Annotated in this window: 12 protein-coding genes and 3 pseudogenes; 11 read left to right on the top strand and 4 right to left on the bottom strand. The window is 46.9% G+C overall.

What is annotated here, in order from left to right:
• Positions 1–47: 47 nt before the first annotated feature.
• Positions 48–764, bottom strand: coding sequence for an alpha/beta hydrolase (locus tag BST99_RS02750; protein ID WP_105000435.1), 717 nt, complete (start codon positions 762–764; stop codon positions 48–50).
• A gap of 160 nt (positions 765–924) precedes the next feature.
• On the opposite strand from BST99_RS02750, the gene BST99_RS02745 reads away from it, so the two are divergent.
• Positions 925–1,218, top strand: a complete 294-nt coding sequence (locus BST99_RS02745; protein WP_105002411.1) for a GNAT family N-acetyltransferase — start codon at positions 925–927, stop codon at positions 1,216–1,218.
• A gap of 67 nt (positions 1,219–1,285) precedes the next feature.
• Here BST99_RS02745 and mtaB read toward each other — a convergent pair.
• The 3 genes and pseudogenes from mtaB to BST99_RS02730 form a co-directional block, all read right to left on the bottom strand.
• A pseudogene (gene mtaB, locus BST99_RS02740) lies at positions 1,286–2,634 on the bottom strand (tRNA (N(6)-L-threonylcarbamoyladenosine(37)-C(2))-methylthiotransferase MtaB).
• Positions 2,635–2,642: 8 nt separating this feature from the next.
• Positions 2,643–3,815 (bottom strand): GlmU family protein, encoded by a 1,173-nt coding sequence (locus tag BST99_RS02735; protein ID WP_105000434.1) that lies wholly within the window; start codon positions 3,813–3,815, stop codon positions 2,643–2,645.
• Between the two features lie 83 nt (positions 3,816–3,898).
• Positions 3,899–4,150 carry a type B 50S ribosomal protein L31 gene (locus BST99_RS02730; protein WP_105000433.1) on the bottom strand — a complete coding sequence of 84 codons (252 nt, stop codon included), beginning with the start codon at positions 4,148–4,150 and terminating at the stop codon, positions 3,899–3,901.
• Between the two features lie 157 nt (positions 4,151–4,307).
• Here BST99_RS02730 and BST99_RS02725 point away from each other — a divergent pair, with 157 nt between their 5' ends.
• From BST99_RS02725 to purL, 10 genes and pseudogenes are all read left to right on the top strand, one after another.
• A complete protein-coding gene (locus tag BST99_RS02725; RefSeq protein ID WP_105000432.1) occupies positions 4,308–4,817 on the top strand; it encodes a DUF4199 domain-containing protein in 510 nt (169 codons plus the stop codon).
• Between the two features lie 54 nt (positions 4,818–4,871).
• Positions 4,872–5,881: pseudogene (locus BST99_RS02720) on the top strand (glycosyltransferase family 2 protein).
• Positions 5,882–5,927: 46 nt separating this feature from the next.
• Positions 5,928–7,648 (top strand): annotated as a pseudogene (locus BST99_RS02715) (phospho-sugar mutase).
• 12 nt (positions 7,649–7,660) lie between these two features.
• Positions 7,661–9,466: an ABC transporter ATP-binding protein gene (locus tag BST99_RS02710; protein WP_317046101.1), complete on the top strand. Its 1,806-nt coding sequence runs from the start codon at positions 7,661–7,663 to the stop codon at positions 9,464–9,466.
• 91 nt (positions 9,467–9,557) lie between these two features.
• Entirely contained in the window at positions 9,558–10,118 is a 561-nt protein-coding gene (locus BST99_RS02705) for an RNA polymerase sigma factor (RefSeq protein WP_105000431.1), read from the top strand.
• Between the two features lie 27 nt (positions 10,119–10,145).
• The gene (locus tag BST99_RS02700; RefSeq protein WP_105000430.1) at positions 10,146–10,655 is read left to right on the top strand and encodes a hypothetical protein; all 510 of its coding nucleotides are present in this window, start codon (positions 10,146–10,148) and stop codon (positions 10,653–10,655) included.
• On the top strand, positions 10,639–11,082 hold the full coding sequence (locus tag BST99_RS02695) for a hypothetical protein (RefSeq protein ID WP_105000429.1): 444 nt from the start codon (positions 10,639–10,641) through the stop codon (positions 11,080–11,082). The genes BST99_RS02700 and BST99_RS02695 overlap by 17 nt, the downstream gene beginning before the upstream one ends.
• Positions 11,083–11,191: 109 nt before the next feature.
• Entirely contained in the window at positions 11,192–11,542 is a 351-nt protein-coding gene (locus tag BST99_RS02690) for a DUF6515 family protein (protein ID WP_105000428.1), read from the top strand.
• A gap of 106 nt (positions 11,543–11,648) precedes the next feature.
• On the top strand, positions 11,649–12,863 hold the full coding sequence (locus BST99_RS02685) for an RsmB/NOP family class I SAM-dependent RNA methyltransferase (RefSeq protein WP_105000427.1): 1,215 nt from the start codon (positions 11,649–11,651) through the stop codon (positions 12,861–12,863).
• Between the two features lie 67 nt (positions 12,864–12,930).
• Positions 12,931–16,608, top strand: coding sequence for a phosphoribosylformylglycinamidine synthase (purL, locus tag BST99_RS02680; protein ID WP_105000426.1), 3,678 nt, complete (start codon positions 12,931–12,933; stop codon positions 16,606–16,608).
• The last annotated feature ends 64 nt before the right edge of the window (positions 16,609–16,672 follow it).

Below are 16,672 nucleotides of genomic sequence, written 5' to 3'. Positions count from 1 at the left end.
AAGAGGTTTAAAACAACCGTTACATGGGGTAGGCAACGGCCGATACATTAATCTGTTCTCGAAGATACCATTTTGCCCCTATTCTCCTTTAAAATCAGGTCGGGAAGCCGTTCATTCAGCCATTTTGCCCGATGAATGACCAAGGTATGGGTTGCGCCTTCAACCAAATAGCATTCCCCCAAGTGTTGTGCCGGAAAAACGGCGTCCTTTGTCCCGTGAATATGCACCACGCCTGGGATAGGCTCCTCTCTTGACCAATTGACCAGCTCGTTAATCCCCCAATCCAAATGCCGTTTGTCGGCCAAACCCAGGTAACGCTCATAAAGTTTTAAGCGCTTTTCAACAGCCTCTCCAAAGGCATAGCGGGCGACCCAGTCAAGACGGTTGATCAATTGAGTGGGTAACAAGCGATGGGCGGAGGTATATCGAGCAAACCACATCTTGGGAGGTAACTCCTTTTTGGATTTAATACTGGAGATGATAATGACCTGCCTGGGTTTGCAAAAAGCAGCCATTTCTTGCACGAGTACCCCACCAAAAGATACCCCGATCAAAACGGATCCTTCCGGTATATCTGAGGCCCATTTGGCTGCATAAGCTGACAAATCCATGCCCGGTTCCGGTAACTCCCAATCCAGAAAGTGGTTCTGAAATTGGTTTTCGGGTAACCGAATATGTTCAAAGATTTTTGAAGACGCAGCCATCCCTGGCATCCAGTAGATGGGAATAGGCTTTTGATCCTCAGATGGAACCTCATCGACCATATCTCCGCATTCATCGAGTTTGGATAGGAAATTAGCCTTTTTTTAACTAATTTTGTCCTCCTTTTGCAATCGTCTGTCCATTTTTTTTGGAGATGAAAAATGCGGGAAGAAGGCCTTGAGAAAGCCTTCTTTTTTAACCGCTAGCGCTAAAACAAACTATATGAACAACATCGAGATTAAGGACAACAGCTTCCTGCGTCAATTTGAAACTACCGTTAACGGTCATTTGGCTAAAATTGAGTACTCCTCGCAAGAAAGAAAAGTGTTTTTGACCAAGTTGGTTATCCCAGAGGAAATTCAAGTGGAAGGTTTCAAAGAAAACTTCATCAAAGCCGTTCTGCACCATTTGCAAGAGCAAGAAATGAGAGTGGTACCAACAAGTCCACACATTGCCGGCTTCTTGAGAAAGAATAGACAATACAAAGAAATGTTGCCTGTAGGCATTCGTATCTAAGGGTATTGTAATGAACAGAAAGCCTCCAAACGGGGGCTTTTTTTATGCCCAAAAATGAACGAATAAATTAGACCAGTTCCCCACGCATCAGGCCTTGCTCGTCGATCTCTGTAAAGCGAACATCGCGAATGCTTCCCGCCAGGGAAGGGTCCCAAGGGGCCCGTAGCTTTACGTAGTTTGGACTAAAGCCGTAGATGTATCCTTTCTTGTTCTCTTCTTCAAACAAGACCGGCCAGGTTTTCTCGAGCTGGCTTTCGTAAAATTGCCTTCTTTTCTTTACCGATAGGGTGCGAAGCATTTTACTGCGCTTTGCACGAACGGCTTGCGGAACTACCTCTTCCATGGCTGCTGCCTCGGTATTCGCTCGCTCGGAATAAGGAAACACATGCAGGTAAGAAATCGGAAGCTCGTGCAAAAAGTGGTAGGTCTTTAAAAACTCTTCTTCTGTTTCTCCTGGAAATCCGACAATAACATCGACACCGATACAAGCGTCCGGCATCGCCGTTTTGATATGTGCCACCCGGTTGCGGTACAAAGGGCTGAGGTAGCGACGTTTCATTTTCTTTAAAATGATATCTGACCCACTTTGCAAGGGAACGTGAAAATGAGGCACAAAACGTTTGCTTTGGGCCACAAAAGAAATGGTCTCGTCGGACAAGAGGTTGGGTTCAATAGAAGAAATTCTCAGTCGAGAAATGCCTTCTTGCTCATCAAGGGCCTCAACCAGCTCTTGAAAGGTATGCTCGTGCCGTTTATTCCCGAACTCCCCTTTTCCGTAGTCTCCAATATTCACTCCAGTCAGCACGATTTCGGGCACCCCCTTATCAGCAATCTCTTGGGCTTTCGCCAGAACACTTTCGAGGGTATCACTTCGTGATATTCCTCTGGCAAGCGGAATGGTACAATAGGTACACTTGTAATCGCAGCGTCCTGAACTTTTAAGAAGGCACGTGTGCGATCTCCGATGGAATATCCGCCCTGATAGGAATCAACCTCTTCAATACCACAACTGTGGTACTCCCCTAGCCCTTCTGGATTGGCTTCCGCCTTGGCTTCAGCGTCCGGATAACGCTCCAGGAGTTCCTTAAGGTACTGCGGGAGTTTAAATTTCTCTGTCGCCCCCAACACCAAATCAACTCCGTCAACCGCTGCCAGTTCTTCTGGCTTCAGTTGCGCATAGCAGCCAATGGCCGCCAAATAGGCTTTGGGATTGCGTTTGTGCGCTTGACGTACGATCGTTTTGAATCGCTGATCAGCATTTTCAGTCACCGAACAGGTATTGATGACATACATGTCTGCCACCTCCTCAAAAGGAACCCGTTCAAATCCCAAGTCCTCGGTCTGTCGAGCAATCGTCGAAGTCTCCGAAAAATTGAGTTTGCAACCCAGGGTGTGAAAGGCCACTTTTTTAGACATGATTCTTATTATGTTCTGTAGGGGGCGGTCATCCCGAATACGGTTTCGAGTATCGCTCGCTCGTTCTCGTCAAATTCAACTCCGCGTCTGGCCATCATGGCTTCAGCGGTTTCAAAGGCTTTATTGGTTTTGTACTCTGTATAGCCCGAAGCTCCGCCCCAACTAAAACTAGGAATAAAATTGCGCGGAAAACCACTCCCGAAAATATTGGCACTCACTCCCACTACAGTACCCGTATTGAACATGGTATTAATCCCTGCTTTGCTGTGGTCCCCCATCATCAACCCACAAAACTGCAGACCGGTATGGGCAAAACGCCCAGAGGCATAGTCCCATAAGCGTACAGGAGCGTAGTTGTTTTTTAGATTGGAGGTATTGGTGTCGGCTCCTAAATTGCACCATTCGCCCAAGACCGAATTTCCAAGGAACCCTTCATGCCCTTTATTGCTATACCCCATGAGGATGGCATTGTTTACTTCCCCTCCAACCTTGCAATAAGGACCAAAGGTGGACGGCCCGTAGATCTTTGATCCAATTTTTAGTTGAGCCCCTTCGCACAAGGCCAGCCCGCCACGAACAATACTGCCCTCCATAATTTTGGCCTCTGAACCGATATAGATCGGGCCATTCTTGGTATTGAGAATACTGCACTCTACTTCGGCTCCTTCTTCTAAAAAGATCAAATTAGAATCCCCCAAAACCGTATTGGTAAAAGAAAGTCGCTGAGAGGAACGCCCGGCAGTGAGTAGTTCATAGTCATACTCTATTGCCGTTCCATTTTTTGAAAACAAATCCCAGGGTTTCTGGATCCAGATTAGCTCTTCTTCAAAATCTCGCTTGGTCAATTTCAGGCTGTCCGAATGATCAACCCACTCCCCTCGATAGGCCAAAAGTTGATCTTCTTGATAGAGAGCCTCTCCTCGATTTAACCCTTTGATTTTATCCAGTAGTGCCGGAGTCGGTAAAAGTGTTGCTCGTAGAACCAGATTTTCTGAGTCAGGGGCACAAGGATACTTCCCTTTCAGGTATTCCGGCCCCCAACTCTCACACTTTTTTCCTAAAGCCTTTTCCCATCGTTCACGAAAAGTCAGTATGCCCATCCGCAATTCCGCCAAGGGTTTTGTGTAAGTAAATGGAAGGAATTCTGAATGAAGTCCGAAGTCTGCGAGAATAATTTTCATGACCCAAAGGTACGTTCTAAAACAAAAAACTCCTGCCGCAGCAAGAGTTTTGAATTTTGTTCCAGGCTGTCAGCCTCCGAAATTTACTTTTGAAATTTCTTGTACTTGTTCTTGAACTTGTCAATACGACCCGCCGTATCGATAAGTTTGGTCTTCCCGGTGTAGAAAGGGTGAGACGTGCGAGAAATCTCGAGCTTGATGAGCGGGTACTCCTCGCCATCAACCGTAATCGTCTCTTTAGACTCTGCGGTCGACTTGGTGATAAATACATCTTCGTTAGACATGTCTTTAAAAGCGACTAGTCTGTAGTTTGAAGGGTGGATATCTTTTTGCATGAGTTTTCTCTTTGATCCTTTTAGGGCCGCAAATTTAGTTATTTTTTAATTGCACACAAGGTATTTTAATCTTGGAGGCAAAAAAAACTACATTTATATGTAACAAAAATACATCCTTCCCAACTAAGGAGGGTAACCACGCTAAAATTTTTACAACATGGAACAACCTAAAACAAGTAAGTACGCATTTCAATACGGTCTCTTTCTAGGGCTTGTATCAATTGGCTTTAACTTCATGCTCTACACGCAAGAATTGCACTACGAGCAAAGTGCTGTGAACAACATCGTCGGCTTTGGCCTCCTGTTTATTTTTATCCTTTTGGGAATTTTGGCCTTCAAAAAAGCTAATAATGGTTTTGTTTCTCTAGGCCAAGCTCTAAAAACAGGAGTTGGAGTGGCAATCGTTAGTGCGCTACTCGGTGGTATTTATGGATTTATTTTTGCCAACTACATCGAGCCTGAATTCTTTGACAAGGTTATGGAGATTGCGCGTGAAACGGCGATAGCTAACAACCCAGAGATCAATCGCGAACAGTTGGATCAGGGAATTGCTTTCCAAAAGAAACTGATGCCTTTCTTCCCCCTCATTGGGATTGTGGTTAGTGCAATCGTGGCTTTAATATTTTCGCTAATCATTGGATTGGTCGTTCGAAAGACGGAAGCCTAAAGAGAAGAAAGAACGTACAAAAAGTACTACTTTTGAGGGGAAGTTAGAAGGACTATGCAGATTTCCATTGTCATTCCCTTATTAAACGAGCAGGAATCCCTGCAAGAATTATACGATTGGATTGCGTCTGTGATGCAGTCCAATCGCTTTTTATACGAGATCATCTTCATCGATGACGGAAGTACGGATGGCAGCTGGTCTGTTATTCAAGGTCTATCGGAACAATACGCCGAAGTACGGGGAATCCGTTTCCGTAAAAACTTTGGGAAGTCGCAAGCCCTGGACGCCGGTTTTAAAGCCGCCAAGGGAGAGGTCATTATCACCATGGATGCGGATCTTCAAGACAACCCGGAAGAAATTCCGGAACTCTATCGTCTGATCACCGAATCCCGTTTTGATTTGATTTCGGGCTGGAAAAAGAAGCGTCACGATCCTGTCTTTGCCAAAAACCTCCCTTCTAAATTGTTTAATTGGGCTGCTCGCAAAACGTCCGGGTTGCGTTTGCACGATTTTAACTGTGGACTTAAAGCCTTTCGCAGGGATGTCGCCAAGGGAATTGAAGTTTCGGGAGATATGCACCGCTACATCCCCGTTTTGGCTAAAAATGCGGGCTACAGCCGTATTGGTGAAATGGTCGTCAAGCACCAGGCACGCAAATACGGACACACCAAATTTGGTGCAGAGCGCTTTATCAACGGCTTTCTGGACCTGATTACTATTTGGTTTGTTTCCAAATTTGGCCGCCAGCCATGCACCTTTTTGGCGCCCTCGGGGCGCTGATGTTCGTCATCGGGTTTGGTTTCGCCCTCTACCTCGGAGTCGAAAAAATCATGATCATGCAGGATTATTACGCAGCTGAAGCGGCGGGAAGTGCCCTGCCCAACATTCGCTTGATCACCGAAAGACCAGAATTCTATCTCTCATTGACCGCTATGATTGTGGGAACTCAATTGTTTTTAGCCGGTTTTTTAGGCGAGATTTTGGTCCGTAACAACAAAAAAGGGCATGCTTACCACATTGCAGAAAAAATAAACTTCCGGAAAGAAACCAATGAATATCTTTAGGTAGTAAAAACGTACAACCGGGAATATTCCAATTTAAATTTAGTCCATGAGCGCATTAAACCCCGCGGTATTGGAAGCCGCAAAAGCATGGTTAACCCCAACCTTTGACCAGCAAACACAAGAGCAAATTCACAAGCTAATCGAGCAAGATCCCGCTGAACTGGAAGATTGTTTTTACAAGAGTCTGGAATTTGGAACAGGAGGAATGCGTGGTGTAATGGGTGTGGGAACCAACCGCATCAACCGCTACACTCTGGGGAAGAACACCCAGGGTCTGAGCAATTACATCAAAAAGGTCTATCCGGGTGAGCAAGCAAGGTGGTGATCGCATTCGATTGTCGAAACAATAGTGACACCCTGGCCAGAACGGTGGCCGAAGTACTTTCAGCCAACGGCATCCACGTTTACCTATTTTCGGCATTGAGAACGACTCCGGAACTCAGTTTTGCTGTAAAACATTTGCAATGCCATGCCGGTATTGTTTTGACCGCTTCCCACAACCCGCCTGAATACAACGGGTACAAGGTATACTGGACGGATGGCGGGCAAATTGTTCCTCCACAAGACAAGGCTATTATTGCTGAAATCGATGCCTTGTACTTTTCGGACGTGCAATTCAGCCCGAATGAATCACTCATTGAACTGATCGACACAGAAGTAGATGAGGCCTTCTTCGAAGCCTCTGTAGCTGCAGGTAGCCAAAACGCCGCAGGAAAGGACGATTTTAAAATTGTTTTCACCTCTATTCACGGTACCTCCATCACCGCCATTCCTGAGGTACTCAAGCGTGCCGGTTTTAGCCAGGTAACGGTTATTGAAGAACAGGCTACCCCAGACGGAAACTTTCCTACCGTAAAATCGCCGAATCCAGAAGAACCGGAAGCCTTGGCCATGGCGCTGGCCAAAGCGGATGAAATTGGCGCTGATCTGGTGGTTGGAACCGATCCCGACAGCGACCGACTCGGAATTGCGGTTCGCAACCTGCAAGGAAAAATGGAATTGCTGAACGGTAACCAGACCATGGTATTGATGACCCGTTATCTGCTGGATGCGCAAAAGCAGAAGGGTTTTGCCGGAAATGAATTCGTTGCCACGACCATTGTTTCTACCCCCATGCTGGAGGTGATGGCTAAAGACTATGAAGTTGAGTTCAAGACGGCCCTTACCGGATTCAAATGGATTGGGAAGATGATTAAGGATTTTCCTGTTTCCAAGTTCTTGGGCGGAGGAGAAGAAAGCTTTGGCTACATGGTGGGAGACTTTGTCCGTGATAAAGACGCGGTTACTTCTTCCCTCCTCGCATGCGAAATTGCCAGTGCCGCGAAAGCCAAAGGCAGTAGCTTCTACCAGGAATTGATTCAATGCTATATCGACTACGGTTTCTACAAAGAGAAATTGATCAGTTTGACCAAAAAAGGAAAGAGCGGAGCAGAAGAGATTCAGCAAATGCTTGCCGATTTCAAAAACAACCCGCCTGCCAGTGTACAAGGTTCGGCCTTGAAATGGGTGGAAGATTACAATGAGTCAGCCGCTAAAAATGTGCAGACAGGGGATTCGAAAACCATCGATTTACCCAAGGCCAACGTCCTGATTTACGAAACAGAAGACGGTACCCGTATTGCGGCCCGTCCAAGTGGTACAGAGCCAAAAGTTAAATTTTACATTACAACCAATATGCCCTTGGCTAGTTCTGATAATTTTGCAGAAGTAAACAGCGCGCTTGATCAGAAAATTCAGGGGATCCTGGATGAGCTCAAGCTGGGCTAGTTAATTTCTTCAATGAACTACTTCAAAAAGATCCTGGTATTTGCCAAACCGTACAAGTCTTACGGTTTTATGAATATTGGATTCAATATACTCTACGCCGTTTTTAATGTGCTCTCCATCCTCATTTTCATTCCGACTCTGGGGATACTCTTTGGCACGAATGAAAAAGTAGAGGCTCCACCAGCCTATGAAGGATTAGGCAATCTTCAAGGATATGTGGAAGGGCAATTGAATTTCTTTCTGACCCAAAAAGAATTGGAAGATGGTCCTGTCGCTGCCTTGGCCTTTATTTGCCTGGCGAGTTTGATCATTTTCTTTTTCAAAAACCTCTTCCGCTACGCAGCCATGTACGTCTTGGCCTATTTGCGGACTGGTATGGTGAAGGACTTGCAAGACCAGCTCTACAACAAAACCCTGGGACTGCCCCTCTCCTATTTCAGCGAACAGCGCAAAGGGGACTTGATGGCCAGGATGACGGCGGATGTAAAAGAAGTAGAAAGTTCCATTATCAATTCCTTGGAAGCCCTGGCTCGTGAACCCATCACCATCATTTTGGTGCTGATCAATATGCTGATCATGAGCCCTCGTTTAACCCTGTTCGCCTTTATCTTCCTGCCCATTGCGGGATTCTTGATTTCGGCTGTTGGGAAGCGATTAAAGGCACAGTCCCTGGAAGCTCAAAAAGAGAACGGCCTCTTTCTCTCCTTTTTAGAGGAGACCTTGGGTGGATTAAAAATCATTAAAGCCTTTCGGGCTGAATCCTTTTTGCGTCAACGTTTTGAGCAATCGACTTCTCGCTTTAAAAGCATTATGATTGCCGTACTCCAGCGCAAAGGCCTGGCCTCTCCCTTCTCCGAATTCCTTGGGGTAGCCGTGGTTATTACCGTACTATGGTTCGGAGGCAGCCTGGTATTGAACGAAGAAAGCAGTCTTTCTCCACAAGCTTTTTTGGGGTATATCGGTCTGTTCTATACCATCATCAATCCCGTCAAGGCCATTACCACCGTGAATTACAACATCCGAAAAGGAAACGCCTCGGCCGAGCGTATTTTTGAGGTCTTGGAAACCGAAAATGTGGTTCGCGATCCAGAGACGCCCAAAGTACTGCCTGCCTTCTCCGATGAAATCCTTTTCAAAGGAGTGGACTTTGCTTATGATGAGGAGCCGGTTCTTCAAGATTTCAATTTGCAGATTCCAAAAGGAAAAACCGTCGCCTTGGTCGGACAATCCGGGAGTGGAAAATCAACAGTTGCACAGCTTCTGGCTCGCTTTTATGACATTCAGAAAGGGCAAATCCAGATCGACGGAACCGATATACGGGAGCTCGCTAAAGGGGACCTGCGTAACCTGATCGGAATGGTGACACAAGAAGCCCTCTTATTCAACGATACCGTTCGAAATAATATCGCCCTGAGCAATCCGGAGGCCAGTTTGGAAGAAATTCAAGAAGCCGCCAAGGTGGCCTATGCCCACGATTTTATCATGGAATTGCCAGATGGCTACGATACCCGTATTGGGGATGCTGGCGGGAAACTCAGCGGTGGCCAACGCCAACGCCTATCTATTGCAAGAGCAGTCCTTAAAAACCCTCCCATTCTGATTCTGGACGAAGCGACTTCAGCCTTGGATACCGAGAGTGAACAATGGGTTCAGAAAGCCCTTGAAAAAATGATGAAAGGCAAAACAGCCTTGGTGATCGCTCACCGCCTATCGACCATCCAAAATGCAGACGAAATCGTCGTGATGGAAAAAGGCAAAATCCTTGAGCAGGGTACCCACCAAGAACTGATGAAACCAAAAGCGGTTACAAGAAATTAGTAGAGCTACAGACACTATCTGTTTGATAAGTCGTTATACTTTAAAGAAAAAGCAAACAACGATTAAACCTTTTTCCGAAACAAGAGTCTTAATGGAAAACGACACGACCTTGGTTGCAGAAGAGGACTTTCTGGTGCTATTGCAAGACCCCGCCACCCGGGATAAAGCATTCGAAGAATTGGTGAGCAACTACCAGGAACGCCTGTACTGGCATATCCGCCGCATTGTGCTTGATCACGATGACACGGATGACGTCTTGCAGAATACCTTTATCAAGGTCTTCCGGAACATTGGTGGCTTCAAAGGAGACAGTAAATTGTATTCCTGGATGTACCGGATTGCCACCAACGAGTCGCTGAGTTTTTTAAAACAAAAAAGCAGGAAACTGGGAGTGGGATCCCTGGAACTGCAGGAGAAATTGGTTGAACAACTGGAGTCCGATGTGTATTTTGAAGGGGATGAAATCCAGCTCAAACTACAACAGGCACTGGCTCAACTACCAGAAAAACAAAAGCTGGTATTCAATATGAAGTACTACCAAAACATGAAATACGACGATATTTCGGCGGTTTTGGGGACTTCGGTGGGAGCGCTGAAAACTTCCTACCACCATGCTGTAAAGAAAATAGAAGCCTTTTTGACCACCGAGTAGTCGGTCGAAAAGATAAAAGAGGGAGAAATGAAAAAGAAGGTACCTAATTTTAAAGCTCCAGAAGGATACTTCGAAGGCTTTATGGATCGCCTCAAGGACCGGATGGATGAGAAGAGTTCCATCATTCCTGAGGACGATGGTTTTGGCGTACCGGAGGGGTATTTTGAGTCCTTCGGTGACCACCTACAGGAAAAGCTTCCCCAACAGGGACGCCTCATTCAGTTTAAGCCATGGATGTACGCCGCTGCGGCTGGAATTGCTCTACTCCTTCTTATTCCCTTTACCAATAACGAGCCCGAACAGAACTTTGAGTTAGCCATGAGTGAGCTGGAGGAATACTGGGAAGAAGCCGATTTGGAATTCGCCGCTTTCGAAATCAGTGAGTCTTCGGAATGGAACCCCGAAACCCTCATTGTCGAAAACCCAGATTTAGAAACGGATGAACTTCAGGACTACCTGGAGCAGGAACTCGACCTAGAAGATCAGGAACACTTAATGGAAGAAGATTTAATTTTGGACTATGATGAAGCGCTTTAAAAACAGTTTGGTTGTGATCGCGCTGCTCAGCAGCCTGATGGCCTTTAGCCAAACCCCAAGAAATAAGATCAAAAGCCTCAAAGTGGCCTTTTTAACCGAAAAGCTCTCCCTGAGCACTGAGGAAGCCCAAGCCTTTTGGCCGGTCTACAATGCCTATGAAACCGAGATGCAAGAAGTGCGTCTGAAAGAAAGAAGAAGATTCACGGGTATTATGGCCGATTTAAGATCTATGAATGACCGGGAAGCCGAGGCTTTATTGCAGGCCTACCAAGACTTAAAAAAGGACAAACACGAACTAGAGAGTCGATTTATCGTGGACCTGAAAAAGATTCTTCCTGCTCGGAAAGTCATTCTTCTCTTCCAAGCGGAAGAAGCCTTTAAACGCCGACTGCTCAAGCAATACCGTGAAAACAGAAGAAATCGCTGAGATATCAATCGACAAAAAACAAGAAAAAGAGGCCCTTGGCCTCTTTTTTATTTTAAACCTTTTTCAATTGCCGGAGTCTTACTAGTAGAAACCCAAAAATTACGATACAATGAAACTGATGAAACAAATGGCAATACTCGTACTACTCATCGGAATGATGCAGGGAGTAAATGCTCAAACTCGAGTAGTAAAAGTTTATCCTAAGCACGGTACCGTGGTGACAGCCCTGGTCAAACCCAAAGTGATCGTACACAAAAGGAGTAAATTCTATTTTGCCGATGGGGTTTGGTACAGAGCCAACCGACGCGGGTACGTCGTTACCTCAGCACCGGTTGGACTGCGCGTTAAGACCCTGCCAAGGGCACGAAAAGTGGTGGTTGTCAAAGGGAAGAGATACTACCGCTATAGAGGAATCACTTACCAAAAAAGAAGAGGACACTTTTATGTGGTAACCCTATAAAAGTTGTTTGATTGTTGTTCATTCAAAAGGGCTCCACAACCGGAGCCCTTTTTCATTGCCTTCCCTTGAGGGCCAGAATAAATTTCTTGCCTAACTTCGCCGGCTCATGAGGTTACACAAAAATCTGGTCTGGGCGGTTATTCAAGGCCTGGAGTCCATCGTCAATAAAGAAGAACAAGCGGACAAAGCCGTAGAACGCATTCTGAAAACAGATAAGCGCTGGGGTGCCCGCGACCGGGGCTTTATCGCCTCTACCCTGTACGAAATGGTCCGATATCGGCGCTTGTACGAAAGTCTGGCCGAAGTAAAAGCGCCTTATAAACGGAGCGATTGTTTCCGCTTATTTGGAGTCTGGGCGACCCTAAGAGGTCACGCCCTTCCCGAATGGCCTGAACTCCAGGGAACTCCTGTTCGCCGTATCAAGGGCCGTTACGAAGAAGCCCGCAAGAGCCGGGTTTTACGAGAATCCTTTCCGGATTGGCTGGACCAGAGATGTGTGGAAGAGTTGGGCGAAAAACGCTGGGAAGCCGAAAGCGCTGCCCTCAACAAAGAAGCCGATCTGCTTTTGCGCACCAACACCCTAAAAGGAAATCGCCAAGACTTGATTGCACTGCTCAAAGAAGAACAGATTGAAGCGAAGGCACTGCCTAAAATTGCAGAGGCCGTGTTACTCCCGAAAAGAGCTAATGTGTTTCGACTGAACGCCTTCAAAGAAGGACGATTTGAGGTACAGGATGCCAATTCCCAACGGGTTGCCCACTGGGTTAATCCTCGTCCAGGAGAAAAGGTCATCGATGCTTGTGCCGGAGCGGGAGGCAAGAGTTTACACCTGGCCGCACTCATGGAAAACAAAGGGCAACTGATTGGACTCGATATCTTCCCTGCCAAGCTTAAGGAACTCAAACGTCGCTGTCGTCGAGCCGGAGTGCACAACCTCGAGACCCGCCTTCTGGATTCATCTAAAGTGGTTAAAAAACTCAAAGGCAGTGCCGACAAAGTGTTGATTGATGCACCCTGTAGCGGTCTGGGCGTTTTGAAAAGGAACCCGGATACCAAGTGGAAACTGGATCCCGACTTCCTCAAAAAAATACAGGAACGTCAACAGGAGATCCTTCAACAGTACAGCAGCTGGGTAAAAACGGGCGGAGAACTGACCTACGCCACCTGCTCTATTCTCCCCTCTGAAAACGAAAAACAGGTTGAACTTTTTTTAAAGAGTGAGACCGGAAAAGGTTTTAAGTTACTCAAACAAGAAACCCTTTTTCCTAGCGAAACGGGCTTTGATGGCTTTTTCCTGGCAAAACTGTTGAAAGAATCCTGAAACAGTCAATTGGGTTTTTAAGAGAACCTGTATTTTTGCCATACGTTTCAACGATCTACTTTACTTCATGATCCATTTCTTTGGCCACCCGGCAACCCTCGTTATCGCCGTTCAGACGGATAAAGAACTCTCTCAAAACCAGAGCGAAGCCCTCAGCTGGCTACTCGGCAATAAACCAAAAATCGAACAGGCGTCTCTTGACGCTTTTTTTGTTGGTCCACGAGCCACCATGGTTACTCCCTGGAGTACCAATGCCACGGAGATCACCCAGAACATGGGGATTGAAGGCATTACTAGAATGGAAGAATACCGAGCAGTGGACGAAAAGGATGTTTCTTTCGACCCCATGCTGGAGCAGTTCTACAAGCAGCTGAACCAAGCCCTTTTTACGATCGAAAGAGAAGCAGAGCCGGTTCAATCCATTGAAGATATCGCCGCCTACAACCAGGAACAGGGGCTTGCACTAAGCGAAGAAGAAGTGGATTACCTCAACGGGGTATCGAAACGTCTGGGGCGTTTATTAACGGACTCCGAAGTCTTTGGATTCAGCCAAGTGAACTCTGAGCACTGTCGTCATAAAATATTCAATGGAGAGTTTGTTATCGATGGACAGACTCGCCCCTACTCTCTTTTTCAACTGATCAAGCAGACCACCCAAGACAACCCCAACGAGGTGGTATCGGCTTATAAAGACAATGTCGCTTTTATCAAAGGACCGGAAGTCACTCAGTTTGCGCCCACAGCCCCAGACCGTCCTTCGGTCTATGAAGAAAGTCCCTTTCAATCCGTGCTTTCGCTAAAAGCCGAAACCCACAACTTCCCCACCACCGTGGAGCCCTTTAACGGAGCAGCGACGGGTTCTGGGGGAGAGATTCGGGATCGCCTGGCTGGCGGAAAAGGATCTTTACCCCTAGCGGGAACGGCTGTCTATATGACGGCCTATTCACGATTGGAAAAGCAGCGTGCTTGGGAGGACAACCTGGAGGAACGTCCTTGGCTGTACCAAACTCCCTTGGATATCCTTATTAAGGCGTCCAACGGGGCTTCTGACTTCGGAAATAAATTCGGTCAGCCTCTGATCAGTGGTTCCGTATTGACCTTTGAACACCAAGAGGATGGGCATCAATTGGGCCGTAAACTCGGTTTTGATAAAGTGATTATGCTCGCCGGTGGGATCGGATATGGCAAGCACGAACAAGCCCTCAAAGGAAAAGCCCAAAAAGACAACGACATCGTGGTTTTAGGTGGCGATAACTACCGCATTGGAATGGGTGGCGCCGCTGTATCAAGTGCCGACACAGGAGCCTTTGATTCGGTTATCGAACTCAATGCCGTTCAGCGCTCCAACCCGGAAATGCAGAAACGGGTTGCAAATGCCATTCGGGCACTGGTCGAGTCCAAAGAAAACCCCATCGTCTCTATTCACGATCACGGAGCCGGAGGTCACTTGAACTGTCTTTCGGAACTGGTCGAAGAAAGCGGTGGAAAGATCGAGGTAAGTAAATTACCAGTTGGAGACCCTACCCTCTCCGAAAAAGAAATTATCGGCAACGAATCCCAGGAACGTATGGGTCTTTTGATCGAACCAAAAGACAGAGCGCTCTTAGAAAGAATTGCAGAACGGGAAAGAGCTCCCTTTTATGCGGTTGGAAAAGTAACCGGAGATCAGCACTTCAGTTTTATCTCCTCCCGAGATGGACAGCACCCCATCGATTTGCCTTTGAGTGACTTTTTCGGAAGTTCCCCAAAGACCATCATGGAGGACAAAAGCATACGAATGGAATACCCGCCAATCCCCTATGAATTAGCGGATTTTCACACCTATCTGGAAGAAGTGCTTCAATTGGAAGCCGTGGCCTGTAAGGACTGGTTGACCAATAAAGTGGACCGCTGTGTTGGTGGTCGGGTGGCTAAACAACAATGTGCTGGTCCTTTGCAATTGCCCTTGAACAACTGCGGGGTTATGGCCTTGGATTTTACTAGTGGGCATGGTTTGGCGACCAGTGTTGGCCACTCCCCTGTTTCTGGTCTTATCGATCCTGTCGCCGGAAGCCGCAACAGTATAGCGGAAGCCTTGAGCAACCTGGTATGGGCTCCATTAGAAAAAGGACTCGCTGGGGTATCCCTTTCCGCCAACTGGATGTGGCCATGCCGCAATCCCGGAGAAGACGCCCGTTTATATGAAGCCGTGGAAGCCGTTTCTGATTTTGCCAAAGAGCTCGGGATTAACGTCCCAACAGGGAAGGATTCCTTATCCATGAAACAGAAATACGCTGAGGAAGAAGTCATCGCACCCGGAACCGTCATTATATCGGCCGCGGCCCACTGCGATAACATTAATCAAGTGATCGAGCCCGTCTTGCGAAAAGATGGGGGAAGTATTTACTACCTCAACCTCTCTGGAGAAGAACACCAACTCGGAGGTTCTTCCTTTGCTCAGATACGAAAAGCCATCGGAGAAAAAGCGCCGAGTATTGCCAGTGGTGAGCGCTTCAAACAACAGTTCAATGCCGTGCAGCAGATGATCCGCTCCGGAGCTGTTGTTGCGGGCCATGATATTGGATCAGGCGGTTTAATCACCACTCTTCTCGAGATGTGTTTTGCAGACAACCAACTGGGTGCGCAATTAGACTTCACCGAGGTGAGCGAAAGTGACACCATAAAATTGCTTTTTTCTGAAAACATCGGACTGGTCTTTCAGTTGCGATCCGATCAAGATGCCGCTTTATTACAAGAACTGAATATTCCGGCTATCCGAATTGGGCGACCTCAGAAAAAGGAAGAACTCCTGATTAAAAATCAAGGCGTAGAACTGGGACTCATGATCCCGCATATGCGTCAGGTCTGGTACAAAACCTCCTTCCTTCTGGATCAACACCAGACCACGCCGCGCCTGGCAGAAGAACGATACAACACCTTTCATAAGCAGCCCCTGCACTACAGTTTTCCTTCCGGATTTGAAGGACAGCTCCCCGCTCGCAATACGGGAAGTGCAAAGCCAAAAGCAGCCATCCTCCGTGAAAAGGGAAGTAATTCCGAAAGAGAAATGGCGCATGCTCTTTACCTCGCAGGTTTTGAAGTGATTGATGTTCACATGACTGATCTTGTCAGTGGACGGGAGGACCTCAGAAGTATTAAATTTTTAGGAGCTGTTGGAGGCTTTTCTAACTCGGATGTTCTTGGAAGTGCAAAAGGTTGGGCCGGGGTGTTTAAGTACAACCCCAATGCCAAGGCGGCGCTCAAAAACTTTTTTGAGAGAGAAGACACCTTGTCCATTGGAATCTGTAATGGTTGTCAGTTGTTTATGGAATTGGAATTGCTCTACCCGGAGCACCACGAACACGGTAAAATGACCTACAACGATTCCGGGAAACACGAAAGCGCCTTTACTTCTGTAGTGGTACAGGAAAACCCCTCGGTAATGTTGTCTTCCCTTGCGGGAACCCGTTTGGGAGTTTGGATTTCTCACGGAGAAGGAAAGTTCTATTTACCGGAAGAGCAGAACGCTTATTCTTTGGTGGCCCAATACGGTCACAAAGGGTATCCGTCCAACCCGAATGGATCGGATTACAATACGGCCATGCTCTGTGATACCAGTGGGCGCCATTTGGTGACTATGCCGCATATTGAGCGTTCCATATTCCCTTGGAATTGGGCTCATTATCCGAATAACAGAAGTGGAGACGAAGTTTCTCCCTGGCTACAAGCTTTTATCAACGCCAGAGAATGGTGTGAAAAGCAATAAGCTGGTTCTCTTGTAATTGGCAATTGCATTGCACATCTATCAATAAAGGTGGGCCTCCCTTAAA

Origin of the sequence: Aureicoccus marinus, from assembly GCF_002954325.1 — a bacterium.
Taxonomy (GTDB): Bacteria; Bacteroidota; Bacteroidia; order Flavobacteriales; family Flavobacteriaceae; genus Aureicoccus; species Aureicoccus marinus.
Note: the sequence above shows the minus strand (reverse complement) of the source record. Positions and strands in the feature narration are given on the sequence as shown.

What these genes read in the sequence shown, in the direction of transcription:
- BST99_RS02750 (WP_105000435.1), bottom strand. Translation starts at nt 764, where the DNA reads ATGGTCGATGAGGTTCCATCTGAGGATCAAAAGCCTATTCCCATCTAC.
- BST99_RS02745 (WP_105002411.1), top strand. Translation starts at nt 925, where the DNA reads ATGAACAACATCGAGATTAAGGACAACAGCTTCCTGCGTCAATTTGAA.
- BST99_RS02735 (WP_105000434.1), bottom strand. Translation starts at nt 3,815, where the DNA reads ATGAAAATTATTCTCGCAGACTTCGGACTTCATTCAGAATTCCTTCCA.
- BST99_RS02730 (WP_105000433.1), bottom strand. Translation starts at nt 4,150, where the DNA reads ATGCAAAAAGATATCCACCCTTCAAACTACAGACTAGTCGCTTTTAAA.
- BST99_RS02725 (WP_105000432.1), top strand. Translation starts at nt 4,308, where the DNA reads ATGGAACAACCTAAAACAAGTAAGTACGCATTTCAATACGGTCTCTTT.
- BST99_RS02710 (WP_317046101.1), top strand. Translation starts at nt 7,661, where the DNA reads ATGAACTACTTCAAAAAGATCCTGGTATTTGCCAAACCGTACAAGTCT.
- BST99_RS02705 (WP_105000431.1), top strand. Translation starts at nt 9,558, where the DNA reads ATGGAAAACGACACGACCTTGGTTGCAGAAGAGGACTTTCTGGTGCTA.
- BST99_RS02700 (WP_105000430.1), top strand. Translation starts at nt 10,146, where the DNA reads ATGAAAAAGAAGGTACCTAATTTTAAAGCTCCAGAAGGATACTTCGAA.
- BST99_RS02695 (WP_105000429.1), top strand. Translation starts at nt 10,639, where the DNA reads ATGATGAAGCGCTTTAAAAACAGTTTGGTTGTGATCGCGCTGCTCAGC.
- BST99_RS02690 (WP_105000428.1), top strand. Translation starts at nt 11,192, where the DNA reads ATGAAACTGATGAAACAAATGGCAATACTCGTACTACTCATCGGAATG.
- BST99_RS02685 (WP_105000427.1), top strand. Translation starts at nt 11,649, where the DNA reads ATGAGGTTACACAAAAATCTGGTCTGGGCGGTTATTCAAGGCCTGGAG.
- purL (WP_105000426.1), top strand. Translation starts at nt 12,931, where the DNA reads ATGATCCATTTCTTTGGCCACCCGGCAACCCTCGTTATCGCCGTTCAG.